A 14,044-nucleotide genomic window follows, 5' to 3' on the forward strand; every position below is an offset into this window, starting at 1 on the left:
AAATCACCATTCCAAATCAGTTACTTTTTTAGGATTTTCATTAATAGTTATACTTTCAATTTTACCATTTTTAATTCTGATAACCTTATCTGCAGCTTCAGCAAGTATTGCATTATGTGTAACAATAACTACAGTGGACCGGTTATTAACACTCATATTTTGAAGCAAACTTAAAATTGAAACACCTGTTCTGGAATCCAGTGCTCCAGTTGGTTCATCACATAAAAGCATTGCAGGTTTTTTAGCAACAGCTCTAGCTATTGAAACCCTTTGCTGTTCTCCACCAGACAACTGTGAAGGAAACTGATTAGCATGTCTGTCCAATCCCACAGATGCCAGAACTTTCATTCCATCAATATCAACATCTACAATATCTTTCATAAGTTCAACATTTTCAAGAGCAGTCAAATTGGGAATTAAGTTATAAAATTGAAATATGAAACCAACATTTTTAGCTCTATATCGAGTTAACTGATTGTCATTGAAGCTTTCAATATTGTTTCCGTCAACAATAATTTTACCACTGGTGACAGTGTCTAAACCTCCTAAAAGATTTAAAAGAGTTGATTTTCCAGCTCCGGAAGGACCTAAAATAACAACAAATTCACCTTCTTCAATAGTAAAATTAATATGATCAATAGCTGTTAAAATATGCTCTCCGGATTTATACTCCTTGACCACATTTTCAAATTTTACAATATCACTCATATTAAATCACTTAATAAGATATTAATTAAAATATTATATAAATATTTAGTTAAACCTAAATCTATATTGATAGTGATTATATAGATTTTTCCATAAATTATTTGCATTTAACCAGTACTATCAAGTTAAGTGATTTTTTTTCTGATTTTTAGAATCCTTGGCTTTTGCTTGTTTTGCAATTTTTATTCCAATTTCTTTTTTTATCTCTTTCTGTGTGTGTTTGTGGGGGTATTTTTGTTGCTACGAGTTCTTTAGAACCTATTTCCATTATTTCTTTTATTACTTTTTGTATTTCGTCTTGGTTGTCTGTTAGGAGTCTTGGTAGTTGGTCTTTGATTTCTCCGATGAGTGTGTTGATGTTGGAGTGGTATTTGTAGGTGTATTTTGCTGTTTCTTTTGGTTTTCGTGTTATTTTTAGTTCTGCATCGTGTTTTATTCCTATTAGTAGGTTTAGTAGGAATATGTGGCTGTAGAAGTCTTGTTCGATTATGGTTCGTCTTCTTCCGCTGAATTTTTCGATGTATAGTTTGTTTTTTAGTCTGTCGTAATCGGTTTCTATTTTCCATCTTTCGCCGTATAATTGCTTTAATTCTTCGGGTGTTGCTATTTCTTTTGGTAAATTGGTAAATAGTATTTCTGTTTGTCCAGTTTTTAATTTTACTTTAACTATTCTGACTTGTATGCTTTTTTGTTTTCTTGCGATTTTTTTCAGTTCTTCGTCGTGAAATTTTTTTATTTTTGCGTTATTTAAGCTGATATCGAATGTTTCGTCGGTTTTTTTATCATTATCCATTTTTTGTTGTTGTTTTTTGAATGTATTTGTTTTTCCTCGGATTAGATAGTATGAATTCAATGTTTCTGTTTTTAACATGATTTCTGTGGAATTATAGTATCTATCATAACAGGTAATTATGTTATTCATATTTATTTTGTTTTTTACATCGTCTAAGTGTCTTAATGCTAGTGTTATTTCATCTATGGTTTGATTTTCAATTATTGATGATATTACAAAGTCCATTTTTGTATCTACTGTGCATGAAATTCTTGCATTTGCAGCAAATGTTTCAACTTCATTATTTGATGGAACTCCCATTTCTTCACGTGCCTGTGGATGATTTGGAATTTCAACATAAGATCCATCAGTTGCAAAAACGTGAAATCCTTTAAAAGTTTCCATTTCTTCCACATTGTTGTATATTTCCATTATAACTCCATCATTCATGTCTATATAAACTTTGGGATTGATATATTGCATTCTATCGCAAACACCAGAACCAGTTATTTTCATAGAATAATCACCTGTTTGACTCCTTAAATACCTATTAACTTCATTAAATTTTGTTTTCTTACGATTAAATAAAGGAAATTTAATTGCAGTTTCCAAACTCCATTTACCACTACGAACAAAAGCATTATCACTTAATATATATTTTTCATCAACAAAATTATTAAAACTTGCTAAAAAATTTGAAAACACATATTCAAAAACCATCAAAAACCACCCTAAAAACAACAATCCTCAAATAAAAACTAATATTATTAGATAATAATACTTTATAATTAATAATATATAATATTAACTATATAAAATACTTAAAAATAGATATAAATAAATTTACACCTAATAAAATAAAATTAAAATAATAACACACCGATACAAGCAAAATAAATAAAAAAATAAAAAAATTGGAAAAAATTAAAATTAAAAATCAGAAAAATCACTTAACTTGATAGTACTGGCATTTAACAGTAACTATTAAACCATATTAATTATAAAAATATTATAAACCAAAAAATTTAGTAATGGAGTTATAAATGTCATTTAAAAAAGATGAAATGTTAATAATGCCTGCAGTTGATATTAAAAATGGCAAATGTGTGCAGCTAGTCCAGGGACAACCTGGAAGTGAAATGATAGCTATTGAAAACCCTGAAAATGTTGCAAAACATTGGGAAGATTTGGGAGCTAAAAATTTACACATAATCGATTTGGATGGTACAATTGACGGAAAAACCAGCCTCGATATAATTAAAAAAATATTAAATGAAGTTAATGTACCTATACAACTAGGCGGAGGCATAAGAAGTGTTGATTATGCTAAAAAACTTCTTGATTTAGATATTGAAAGACTGATTATTGGAACTATGGGAATTGAACATCCAGAAACCATAACTGAACTGTCAAATGAATACGGATCAGAGCGAATAATGATTTCACTTGACAGTAAAGACAACAGGGTTGTAATTAAAGGATGGCAGGAAAAGATTGACAAAAGTCCCGCAGAACTTTCAAATGAATTTAAAGAACATGGAGCAGGAAGTATTCTTTTTACCAATGTTGATGTTGAAGGTTTATTAGGGGGCTTTTATACTGAGCCTGTTATTAAGCTTAAAAACTCTGTTGACCTGCCGATTGTTTATTCCGGAGGAATAACCAGCATTTCTGACATTAAACAATTAAATGAAAGTGGTGTTGAAGGTATTGTAATTGGTTCTGCACTTTACAAAGATAAAATCGATTTAAAAGAAGCTTTAAAATATCAAAATAGGCAGTGAAATTATGAAAAAAGTAATGGCAACTGGTACATTCGATTTATTACATCCGGGACATGGAATTTACCTTAACGAAGCTAAAAAACTTGGAGGTAAAGATGCTAAACTTTATGTAGTAATTGCTCGCGATTCAACTGTTGAAAAAAGAAAAAGATACCCCATAGTTGGAGAACAACAACGTTTAGAGTTAGTAAAAATGATAAAAGGAGTAGATGAAGCTTATCTTGGTAATGAAAACGGAGACTTCCTTAAAATTGTAGAAGAAATTGATCCAGACATAATAGCTATTGGTGCTGATCAAAGACATGACATTACTAAATTACAAGAAGCTATTAACAAAAGAGGATTAAAAGCTAAAGTGGAGCGTGTAAAAGCATATCACAATGCAGAGTTAGACAGCAGCTGTAAAATTATTAAAAAAATAAAAAAAATGGATTTCAAAGGAAAAATAAAAGACGATTGTGATTAGTGAGGTAGATAAATATGTATAATGTAGCAATAGTAGGAGCAAGCGGATATACTGGTGGAGAACTTCTCAGAATGTTGTTGAATCATAGTGAAGTAGAAATAAAAGATATTACTTCAAGAAAATATGACGGAACACCTGTACATAAAATACACCCGCACATAAGAGATTCAGGATTAGTTTTCAAAAATAAACAGCCAAATGAATTGGACGCAGATATAATATTTACAGCTACTCCTCATGGAGCATCAATGAAAATAGTTCCAGACTTACTTGAAACCGGAGCTAAAGTTATTGACCTAAGCGGAGATTACAGATACCGTGACACTAAAGTTTATGAAAAATGGTACGGATTAAAACATACCAGCGACATTAAAGGTGTTTATGGTCTTCCTGAACTTTACAGAGATGAAATTAAAAAAGCTGATTTGGTGGGAAATCCCGGATGTTTCCCAACAGGAGCAATATTATCATCTTACCCTTTAGTAGATAATGATTTAGTTGACAGAATAGTTATTGATTCAAAAACTGGAGTTAGCGGAGCAGGAGTAAATCCTTCAAGTACCACACATTACCCAAATATTGCAGATAATGTCAACCCCTACAAAATTTCTTCACACAGACATGTATCTGAAATTCAACAGGAATTACATGGATTTGAAGATGTTAAAGTTTCATTTACCCCACACTTAGTTCCGGTGATACGTGGAATCCAAACAACAAGCCATAGCTTCTTAAAAGAAGAGCATTCCGATATTACTCCAGATGAATTAAGAAAATTCTATGAAAAAACATACGGTAAAGAATACTTCATTAAATTAATGGATGATGGAGAAATTCCTCATTTAAGTTCTGTTAGAGGATCCAATTTTGTCCATATTGGAGGATTTGAAATTGATGATACCGGAAGAGTTGTAATGCTGTCCTGTATCGACAATCTTGTTAGAGGTGCATCAGGCCAGGCTATACAAAATATGAACATAATGCTTGGATTAGATGAAACAACAGGATTAAAACATTTTGGGATTAATCCATAAAATATATAACACCCTAAAACAAACAAATAAAATCAAAGAGAGGGAGATAATATGAAAACTTTAATAATTTATTATTCCCAACACGGAAGTACAGAAGTTGTAGCTAGAACACTTGCAAAAGAGTTAAGAACTGATATACTTGAAGTTATTGATTTGAAAAAGAGAAGTGGATTTAAAAATAAACTAACTTCATGTATTGACTCAATTAAAGAAACAAAAACTGAAATAGCTCCTTCTAAAGTGGATTTAACCGAATATGATTCAATCTACATTGGAACTCCAACTTGGGCAGGAAAACCAACACCTGCGATTATAACATTAATTGACAGATGTGATTTAAAAGGAAAAGACTTATACCTCTTTGCAACAATGACTGGCAGAGGGGGACAGGCTACAGTAGACAGAATGGCTGAAAAAGTAAAAGTACGTGGAGCCAGAGTTATTGAAACATTTACATTAAACACAAAAGATAAAGATATTGAAACTTTAATCAATGATACTGAAGCAATTATTGAAATATTAGACTTAAAAATGTACAGTGGGTAAATTATGAGTGTTGATAAAAAATCTGAATTAAAAATCAGAGCTATTGAAAATGGTACAGTAATTGACCATATTACTGCAAATAAGTCATTACATATCCTTAAAATATTAGGACTTCCAGACAGTGAAACTAAAAATGTTACCGTGGCTATGAATGTTTCATCAAAAGAAATTGGTCGAAAAGACATAGTTAAAATTGAAAACAGAGAATTGAACCATGAAGAACTTGATCAAATTGCATTAATTGCACCTAAAGCCAGTGTTAACATTATTAGAGACTACAAACCAGTAAAAAAAGATAAAATTATACTGCCTGATACAGTTACAGGAATTATCAAATGTACCAACTCCAAATGCATAACCAATTATGCAAATGAACCGATAACTCCTAAATTTAATGTTATAAACAACCATCCGCCAGTTGTCAGATGCCATTACTGTGAAAAATTAATTAAAACAGAAGATATCGAAAAACAATTCGAATAATCTTCAAATTCTTTTTTTATAAGTAACCATTTGGTTACTAAGTTACCCAATAGTTACAAAAAGCTTTTAAAATACTTCAATCATAATATTAATTACATTTATTGCAATAAATAACCAAAAAAGGAAGTATATATTATGAATGATGTAATAAAATTTTTAAATGAAAATCCATTAATTTATTTAGCAACTGAAGGTTTAGACGGAAATGCGAAAGTAAGACCAATATTATATTACTTTGAAGAAAACAACAAACCTTATTTTTGTACAAGCAATAAAAAACCAATATACAAAGAATTAGAAAAAAATCCTAACTGTGAAATTACAACAGCAACTGCTGAATTTGCATGGATTAGAATAAGTGGAAAAGTAGAGTTTACTTCAAATTTAGAACTTAAACAAAAAGTTATCGAATCAAACGAACTAGTAAAAACATTATACCAAAGTGGAGATAATCCTGAATTCGAAGTATTCACCATCTCCGGTGATGCTACAATAGCTGACTTTTCAGGAAACCCTCCAAAAAATTATAAAATTTAATTTTAAATATTAAGAGCTTGTTTAAAATTGTTTTTAATCTGATTTTTAACTTCTTCATCTTTATACTCAACAAAATCAGATTCATCTAAAATAAATACAGCAAGCTCATATATTACCCTATTTAATTTTTTTCCATACTCTGTTAAATGATATTCGCTAGAAATAGGTGTCGTATTTAAAACCTTTTTTTCAACAAGCCCGTTATTTTCTAATTCCTTAAGTCTTTGTGACAAAACTTTATTACTTAAATCAGGTTTATCTTCTTGAAACTCTTTAAATTGTTTTTTACCAAAAAACATATCCCTAATTAATTGGATAGTCCATTTTTTATTAAACAATACAACTGCTTTATCAATAGGGCATGCGCATTCAGATTTCATAATTAAAGATATTTCTGTAAAATCATATAAATTTTTAGTTTATAAAAAAAATCAGCCAATTAAATAATCAGCCAATCTTTTAGATAATGCCATGATAGTTAAAATCGGAGGTTTTCCTGGAGAAATTGGTAACACACTTGCATCATCAACAAACAAACCTTTAATTTCAGTTTCCAGGTTGCTGTCTACAAATTTTCCAATAGCTGCACTGCCGCCGGGATGTGCTCCTCTGTAAACTGTAGAAGCTATTGTAGCCGGATTAACACCTGCTTTTTCCAGAATAAAACCTGCAGCAGCTGCACCTTCAGCCAAATACCTGATATCATCAATAGTGTTTATTTTAACAACATCCCCGTCATCAGTTATATATCCTTTGCATTCATCAGATGTTTTAACCATGATACTCAATATATCTTTAGGTTCAGCATCCCCCCCGATTTTAGACGGAATGAATGATGAGTAATGAGGTGACAGAACAAAGTTTTTACCAGCAACAAGACCCGCCATCTGAACTTCAGTGTTGAAGTTAATGTCTTTTATAACTCCTCCTACTGAAACAAAGGGATCAAAGAACAGTTCTCTTCCGGCATCAATTCCTATTTTTCTTAAAATTAAAGCAGAACCAATAGCTCCGGCAGACAATACCACTGTATCAGAGTGCAATATTTCTTCTTTTCCATTTTTAATAAATTTGACTCCTTTTATCCGATTATCTTCAGTTATCAAGTCAGTGATTTCAGCTTCATCAATGAATTCTGCACCATTTTCAATAGCTATGTCAACAAAGTGTTTTCCTGTCCATTTTGCATCAACAGGACATCCAAATGCACACTGACCGCACTGAATACATTTTTCTTCATAAATAGCTTTCGGCATTTTAACCGGATTTAAACCCAGTTCTTCAGCTGCATCCAAAAATAATTGTGTTCCTTTGCCTATATGAGTGTCATCCAAACCATGAACCTTAATCAGATTTTCAACATAATCATATTCTTCTGAAAGATTAATTCCATAATCATATAACTCCTCATCTAATGCCCTAACCATGTTAGCCATTGAAACCATTGTTGAACCTCCAACACATGTAGCTGTAAGCAAATCAACACTGTCATTGTATTTATCATAATAATTAAAAGCATCTTTAGAGTCAATATATTTTCCTTTTTCGATTATGGTTACTGGCACATTAGATTTAGCTAATTCCATTGATAATATTGCTCCTCCTGCTCCAGAACCTACAATTATTACCATTTAATCACCTTATAACTTTTAAAAAAAAATCTATAACATGAGTTATATTTTTTATTGTATTTAAACACCAATGATATATTTGGAAAAAGAAATAAAAAAAGAATTCCCTTTATTACAACACATATATTAAACTTAAACTCTAAAAATAGATAATAATATATTATCATGGATATGAAACAATGAATGAAAATCTTGATTTATTTGAAAAAGTCATTAACAAAACCATTCCCAAAGTAGATTATGTGGATATCAGGGCAGGAAACGGAAATAACACCTCCATAATCATGAAAGACGGAGAAGTACAGGAAATCAACACAGGAAACTCATTAGGCATAAGAATAAGAGTTTTAAATAATGGTGCATGGGGATTTGCTTATACAAATGATTTATCAAAATTAGATGAAATAGCACAAACCTCTATAAAGATATCAAACTCCCTTAAAGGAGATGAATCATTGTCTAAAGCAGATATAATTCAGGATAAAGTATCTACTGATGTTAAAATACCCTTCAGTGATGTTTCAATAGAAGAAAAAAAAGAAATAATGTCTGAAGCCAGCAAAGCTGCCAGTTTAAAAGAAGTAACCAGCACTACTGTTTCCTATTCCGATTCACAAAGCCAGGAAGTTATCTTAAGCAGTGAAGGTACAAACATTGAAATGAACACAAATAGGGTTGCAATGTTTTTAAATGCTGCTGCAAGTGACGGAACCATGATGCAAATCGGACACAACAGTATTGGTGGAGTAAAAGGCTTTGAAGCTATAAGTGACGAAGACATTGAAGCTTTTGGAAGAAAAATAGGTGAAAAGGCTGTAAGATTACTGAAAGCTGAAAGTGCACCTTCAGGAAGATTCCCAATTATTGCTGACCCTAATTTAACCGGAGTATTTGTTCATGAAGCATTAGGTCATGCAGTAGAAGGAGATCTGATTTTGCAAAATGATTCAATTCTTAAAGATAAATTAGGAAGCAAAATAGGTTCAGACATAGTCAATATCTACGATGATGCAAGCTTAAAAGACGGATTCGGATATTATCCTTATGATGTGGAAGGAGTTAAAACCAAACCTAATCAGCTAGTAAAAGACGGTAAATTAATATCTCTTTTAAATTCAAGAGAAACCGCATCAAAATTAAATATGGAATCTTCCGGAAATGCAAGATCAATAATAGCTGACAAACCAATTGTAAGAATGAGTAACACTTACTTAAAACCTGGAGAGATGTCTTTTGAAGAGCTGATAGAAGATATTCCTGACGGAATTTATCTTAAAGGCTCAAGAGGCGGACAAGTTGATACCGGAAAAGGAATATTCCAGTTCAATGCTGCAGAAGGATTTAAAATAGAAAACGGAGAAATAACCACTCCGTTAAGAGACGTTTCATTATCAGGAAATATATTAGAAACCCTAAAAAATGTTGACGCTATCGGCAATGACTTTGAACTAAGTGTTGGATTCTGTGGAAAAGACGGTCAGACTGCACCGGTAGGTGACGGCGGACCACATACAAGAATTTTAAATGCTTTAGTTGGCGGAAGTAGCTAATAAAGAGGTGTAATAAAAATGATAAGCCAAGAACATGGAGAATATTTGTTAAATATAGCTAAAAAAGCGGTAAAAACTTATCTTGAAACCGGCGAACAAATTCTTGTTCCTGAAGACTGTCCTGAAGAACTTAAAGAAAAATTAGGTGTTTTTGTAACTTTAAACAAAAATAATCAGTTAAGAGGATGTATCGGATATCCTGAACCTATTGAAAGTGCAATTCAGGCAACAATCAGTGTAGCAATTGCAGCAGCATCTGAGGACCCGAGATTTCCTCAGGTAATTCCTGAAGAATACGGTAATCTGGAATTTGAGGTTACAGTTTTAACAAAACCCCAATTAATGGAAATTGCACATCCAAGTGAATATCTAAACAATATCAAAATCGGCAAAGACGGATTAATGATTAAAAAAGGATATTCAAAAGGATTGCTGCTTCCTCAAGTAGCAACTGAAAATAACTTTGATGTAGAAACTTTTTTAGAACATACATGTATGAAAGCAGGAATTAGTGCAGACAGCTATTTAGATGAAAGCTGTGATGTATACACATTCCAGGGACAAATATTTAAATAATAAAGTAACATTACTTATAGTGGTGACAAATGGGATTTTCACTAAATTTTCTGAAAATATCCCGTTAATCATCATTAAATAATAATTCCTTTTTCTTTCTGTCAAATTCATATTTAGTCAATAATCCTTTTTCATATAAATCAGCATATTTAAATAATAATTCATCATTTGATAAGTTAGTTGTTTTAATATAATCCGATGATTCGTTTACTGGAGATTTATCTAATTTTTTACTAGCTTCTGCAATTTTTTTATTAAACCAGGCCAGACTTGATTTAGTTTTACGGGCATCACTATTAAAATATTCCTTTGCAACTTCTATTACTTTTTCGTATTGTTGTGTATCATAATATAATGAACATAATCTTTTATATGCAGTTAAATTTTTTGTAAACTCTTTTCTATCCCATAACTGCTCGAAAAAATATAATGCTTTTTTACTAGATCTGGCAGATTTATATTTAAGGCTTAACTCATGATATTCAGATTTTATATTATGTGCCTCCTGAGAAATAATTTTTACCTTTCCTCCACCACTTTGAATTCTTGCTGCAATTGGAACAGGTTCATTTTGTTTGTCTTTATTTTTACGGCCATGTTCATTAAAATAATCCAAACATACGTCAAAATTAGAAAAACTATGACCAGAGTACTTACATGCTTTTTTATATTTTGATTCAAACCACAATACCTGTGATTCATTACAAAATCGTCCACTTTTAAAAAATTCTTCAACTGTGTTTATAACATTCAAATTATCTCTTTTCTTATAATATACTTCAACTAATTTTCTATACGGATAATAATCATTTAAAAAATACATATTAGTTATTAATTTTTTATAAAAATCTTCTGCTTCATCATACTTTCTTGATTTAAGGAGCTTATTTCCAAAATCCTTCTGATTAGCTTTAATTTCAATACCTTTAGAATTATCAAAATCGCTTAAATCAATTAAATTAGCTTTAACATCTTCCTCCTCTACACTATCAAATTCCTTAAATCGGTTAAAATCATCACTATAAATTAATTCTAAATTATTTTCATCTATTAATTCATCAATATATTCAGACTGATTATAATCTTCTGTAAATATATAAACTCCTTTTTTAGCACGAGTAATAGCAACATAAAATAATCTACGTTCTTCTTCTAATTTTTTATCATAATCCCAATTATGTATTAAATTCACGAAATATGGTGGATAAAATTTATTAGGAAATCCCCAATCCCGATTAAAAACATTGATTAAAACTACATAATCTGCTTCAAGACCTTTTGCTTTATGAATTGTACGATATTCCACATTCTTTATACTTTCATAATCATTCGTTATTTGTTTATAACTACCTTTTGATTTTTTAACTAAGTCAGTATCAAATATAAACTTATCAATATCCCCATTATACCTGCCTAAAATGAATACCTTTTCATTATTCTTTGATAAATTATAAATGAGATTATAAATTGAATCTGAATCACTATCAAAAATTATTTTTACAGGTTTTTCAATAGATTTATCTGATTTTAATGATTTTTTAAATTGTGACTCATTTTTCATTATAAAATTACCTGCAATGTCAATTAATTCCTGAGGATTTCTATAAGTTTTTTCAATGAAAACCCTATTTGCATTTGGGAAATAATCACAAAAATCATTAAACAGAGTAATATCACTATCTCTGAAACCATAAATAGATTGCCAATCATCCCCAACAACAACCAAATGAGCATTACAAGCTTGTTTGAGAGTTTTTATAAACTGAAAATTTTTATAAGAGATATCTTGATATTCATCAACAAAAATATATTTAAAATTATTAAATATTCCTTCATTTTCAACCAAGTCAATTGCTTTGTTAATCATGTCATTAAAGTCAATTAAGTGATTTTTAAAAAGGTAACTTTCATAAAACCTAAAGACTGGTTCAACTATCTGAATAAAAGCCATATTATTTAAATAATTTTTATTAGTATAATATCCTCCATTATTATTTTCAAAGTCATGTTTACATTTAGATTTAATCTTTTTAAAATCAGAAGCAACATATCCTTTACCTTTAAATAAATCAATGAAACTTTTAATTCTTGAAGAAATATTTGATTTTGAAATTAAATGATTGAATTTTTCAATTTCCCGATCCAACTCTATTAATTTAATCATATCATTAGAGTTAAGATTATTTTCACAATAAGTTGTTATATCATCTATTTGTTTATCTGATGCTGTTTTTAAATACTCCTCAAAAATCTTTTTAAAACCCTTACCATCATATACTTTTTTATCTCTATATTCATTGATTAACGACAGACCAAAAGAATGAATTGTACTTGTAGGAACCTCATAATTTAATTTTTCAATTAATTCTTCTACACAAGATTTTGAAAATGATAAAAATAAAATATCATCAGGAGAAATATTCTTCTTTTCAATTAAATATTCTGCTTTAGCAAGTAATGTATGAGTTTTACCAGTTCCTGCACCTGCAATAATTTCCAAATCACAATCATTCAAAACACAGGCTATTCTTTGTTGCTCGTCTAATGATTTACCTTCAAAATTATCAAAAAAAGAAACATTGTCTTTAAGTTCATTTTTTAATTCAATTGGTAAATCTTCAATTTGATGATATTCTTTCAATTCTTATCCTCCTTAATTAAATGTAAAAGATTCTCTTAAAAGTCCAAAAAACATTAACGGTTGTAAACAGCATTAACAAATTATTTTATGTATGTTTAAACTAATATCTTATAAATAATATTGAAACAACTTTTAATTAAACATTAGCCATAAATTTAATTAAGCATCCTAGCTAAAGAATATTATATAAATATTGAAAGAGAAGCAGTATAAGTAACTAATATTTAAAGTGATAACAATGATGATACCTACAATACCTACTCCTGATGAATTACTTGATAAAGGATTTAGCAGAGGGAAAAAACAGGCAGATTTAATGAGAACACAGAAAATACCAAAACATCTGAAAGGAAAAAGAATTGAAGAAAGAAGAGTTATAACTTCTTGCCAGGTAATCAAAGACAAATTAAAATCCATTTTAGATAGTGTTCCGGATATAGAAGACCTTCCCCCATTTTATCAGGATTACATTGACATTACTGTTGGTGTAGATGATATGAAACAGGCTCTTGGAGGGCTTAACTGGGCTTATGGTATTTTAACACAACTTGAAAAAGAATACGGAAGTAAAATCAGAAAAAATCCGTCAGAAAAAGCAACTACACTTCAAAAACAGGCATACGGTAGAATTGCATCTGTTGTAAACAAAATCAAAAAGGATTTGGATTTTCTGGATTTTGCAAAGGCTAACTTAAGAAATATGCCTACAATTGACTTTGATGCAACAACAATTGTAATAGCAGGATTTCCAAATGTAGGAAAATCCACACTTCTTAATCAGATTTCTGGAGCAGATCCTCAAATAGCCAATTATCCTTTTACAACTAAAGGAATTCAAATAGGACATGTGGAAAGACATTGGAAAAGCATACAAATTATTGACACTCCCGGACTTTTAGACAGACCTGTTTTAGAAATGAATGATATTGAATTAAATGCAATTGTAGCTTTGGAACATTTGGCTGACGCTATTTTATTTATTTTTGATGCATCTGAAACCTGCGGATTTGGTCTTGAAAGTCAGTACAATTTATTAAAACAGATTGAAAAAATATTTGACAACATTCCTGTAATCTACCTATTTAATAAAATGGACCTTATTGAAGACACCAGCTATGTAGAACAGTATGTAGATGAATTAGATAACTCCATTTTTATATCAGCTATTGAAGGAGAAGGTATTGATAAAATAAATAAAGTTTTAGACTCTGTTAAAAAAATAGAAAGAACTGAAGAAAATGAATATTAAAGATACCTTTATATATTAAAAGTCCATAATAACAATTAAATTTAATTAAACATAGGGAGTCACAAAT

The 14,044-nt window shown here is 30.0% G+C and carries 14 protein-coding genes; 9 read left to right on the forward strand and 5 right to left on the reverse strand.

All coding sequences use genetic code 11. The features are described 5' to 3' along the window. Nucleotides 1-3: 3 nt before the first annotated feature. On the reverse strand, nucleotides 4-708 hold the full coding sequence (locus ACMC9J_RS02545) for an ABC transporter ATP-binding protein (RefSeq protein WP_019264747.1): 705 nt from the start codon (nucleotides 706-708) through the stop codon (nucleotides 4-6). Between the two features lie 148 nt (nucleotides 709-856). Continuing rightward, the gene (locus ACMC9J_RS02550; RefSeq protein WP_427003011.1) at nucleotides 857-2,200 is read right to left on the reverse strand and encodes an IS4 family transposase; all 1,344 of its coding nucleotides are present in this window, start codon (nucleotides 2,198-2,200) and stop codon (nucleotides 857-859) included. 323 nt (nucleotides 2,201-2,523) lie between these two features. Between ACMC9J_RS02550 and hisA the strand changes: the two genes are divergently transcribed. From hisA to ACMC9J_RS02580, 6 genes are all read left to right on the forward strand, one after another. Beyond that, the gene (hisA, locus tag ACMC9J_RS02555; protein ID WP_427003497.1) at nucleotides 2,524-3,264 is read left to right on the forward strand and encodes a 1-(5-phosphoribosyl)-5-[(5-phosphoribosylamino)methylideneamino]imidazole-4-carboxamide isomerase; all 741 of its coding nucleotides are present in this window, start codon (nucleotides 2,524-2,526) and stop codon (nucleotides 3,262-3,264) included. Nucleotides 3,265-3,268: 4 nt separating this feature from the next. Beyond that, the gene (locus ACMC9J_RS02560; RefSeq protein WP_303998716.1) at nucleotides 3,269-3,730 is read left to right on the forward strand and encodes an adenylyltransferase/cytidyltransferase family protein; all 462 of its coding nucleotides are present in this window, start codon (nucleotides 3,269-3,271) and stop codon (nucleotides 3,728-3,730) included. Nucleotides 3,731-3,744: 14 nt separating this feature from the next. Further along, nucleotides 3,745-4,764 carry an N-acetyl-gamma-glutamyl-phosphate reductase gene (gene argC, locus ACMC9J_RS02565; RefSeq protein WP_331865154.1) on the forward strand — a complete coding sequence of 340 codons (1,020 nt, stop codon included), beginning with the start codon at nucleotides 3,745-3,747 and terminating at the stop codon, nucleotides 4,762-4,764. A gap of 51 nt (nucleotides 4,765-4,815) precedes the next feature. Continuing rightward, nucleotides 4,816-5,310 carry a flavodoxin family protein gene (locus ACMC9J_RS02570; protein ID WP_400243238.1) on the forward strand — a complete coding sequence of 165 codons (495 nt, stop codon included), beginning with the start codon at nucleotides 4,816-4,818 and terminating at the stop codon, nucleotides 5,308-5,310. 3 nt (nucleotides 5,311-5,313) lie between these two features. Further along, entirely contained in the window at nucleotides 5,314-5,793 is a 480-nt protein-coding gene (pyrI, locus tag ACMC9J_RS02575; RefSeq protein WP_019267830.1) for an aspartate carbamoyltransferase regulatory subunit, read from the forward strand. Between the two features lie 135 nt (nucleotides 5,794-5,928). Further along, nucleotides 5,929-6,330, forward strand: a complete 402-nt coding sequence (locus ACMC9J_RS02580; RefSeq protein WP_427003498.1) for a pyridoxamine 5'-phosphate oxidase family protein — start codon at nucleotides 5,929-5,931, stop codon at nucleotides 6,328-6,330. 2 nt (nucleotides 6,331-6,332) lie between these two features. On the opposite strand, the gene ACMC9J_RS02585 is transcribed toward ACMC9J_RS02580, so the two are convergent. Continuing rightward, on the reverse strand, nucleotides 6,333-6,710 hold the full coding sequence (locus ACMC9J_RS02585; RefSeq protein ID WP_011954133.1) for a winged helix-turn-helix transcriptional regulator: 378 nt from the start codon (nucleotides 6,708-6,710) through the stop codon (nucleotides 6,333-6,335). Between the two features lie 51 nt (nucleotides 6,711-6,761). Beyond that, nucleotides 6,762-7,961, reverse strand: coding sequence for a GMC family oxidoreductase N-terminal domain-containing protein (locus ACMC9J_RS02590; RefSeq protein ID WP_427003499.1), 1,200 nt, complete (start codon nucleotides 7,959-7,961; stop codon nucleotides 6,762-6,764). A 179-nt stretch (nucleotides 7,962-8,140) separates the two neighbouring features. Between ACMC9J_RS02590 and ACMC9J_RS02595 the strand changes: the two genes are divergently transcribed. Both ACMC9J_RS02595 and ACMC9J_RS02600 read left to right on the forward strand, forming a co-directional pair. Further along, the gene (locus ACMC9J_RS02595) at nucleotides 8,141-9,511 is read left to right on the forward strand and encodes a TldD/PmbA family protein (RefSeq protein ID WP_427003500.1); all 1,371 of its coding nucleotides are present in this window, start codon (nucleotides 8,141-8,143) and stop codon (nucleotides 9,509-9,511) included. A gap of 18 nt (nucleotides 9,512-9,529) precedes the next feature. Next, on the forward strand, nucleotides 9,530-10,087 hold the full coding sequence (locus tag ACMC9J_RS02600) for a TIGR00296 family protein (RefSeq protein WP_094516286.1): 558 nt from the start codon (nucleotides 9,530-9,532) through the stop codon (nucleotides 10,085-10,087). A gap of 64 nt (nucleotides 10,088-10,151) precedes the next feature. Here the strand turns inward: ACMC9J_RS02600 and ACMC9J_RS02605 are convergent, their stop codons facing one another. Beyond that, nucleotides 10,152-12,728: a UvrD-helicase domain-containing protein gene (locus ACMC9J_RS02605; RefSeq protein ID WP_427003501.1), complete on the reverse strand. Its 2,577-nt coding sequence runs from the start codon at nucleotides 12,726-12,728 to the stop codon at nucleotides 10,152-10,154. Between the two features lie 238 nt (nucleotides 12,729-12,966). On the opposite strand from ACMC9J_RS02605, the gene ACMC9J_RS02610 reads away from it, so the two are divergent. Continuing rightward, entirely contained in the window at nucleotides 12,967-13,977 is a 1,011-nt protein-coding gene (locus tag ACMC9J_RS02610; RefSeq protein ID WP_019267840.1) for an NOG1 family protein, read from the forward strand. The last annotated feature ends 67 nt before the right edge of the window (nucleotides 13,978-14,044 follow it).

It is taken from the genome of Methanobrevibacter intestini (assembly GCF_047402955.1).
Lineage (GTDB): Archaea > Methanobacteriota > Methanobacteria > Methanobacteriales > Methanobacteriaceae > Methanocatella > Methanocatella intestini.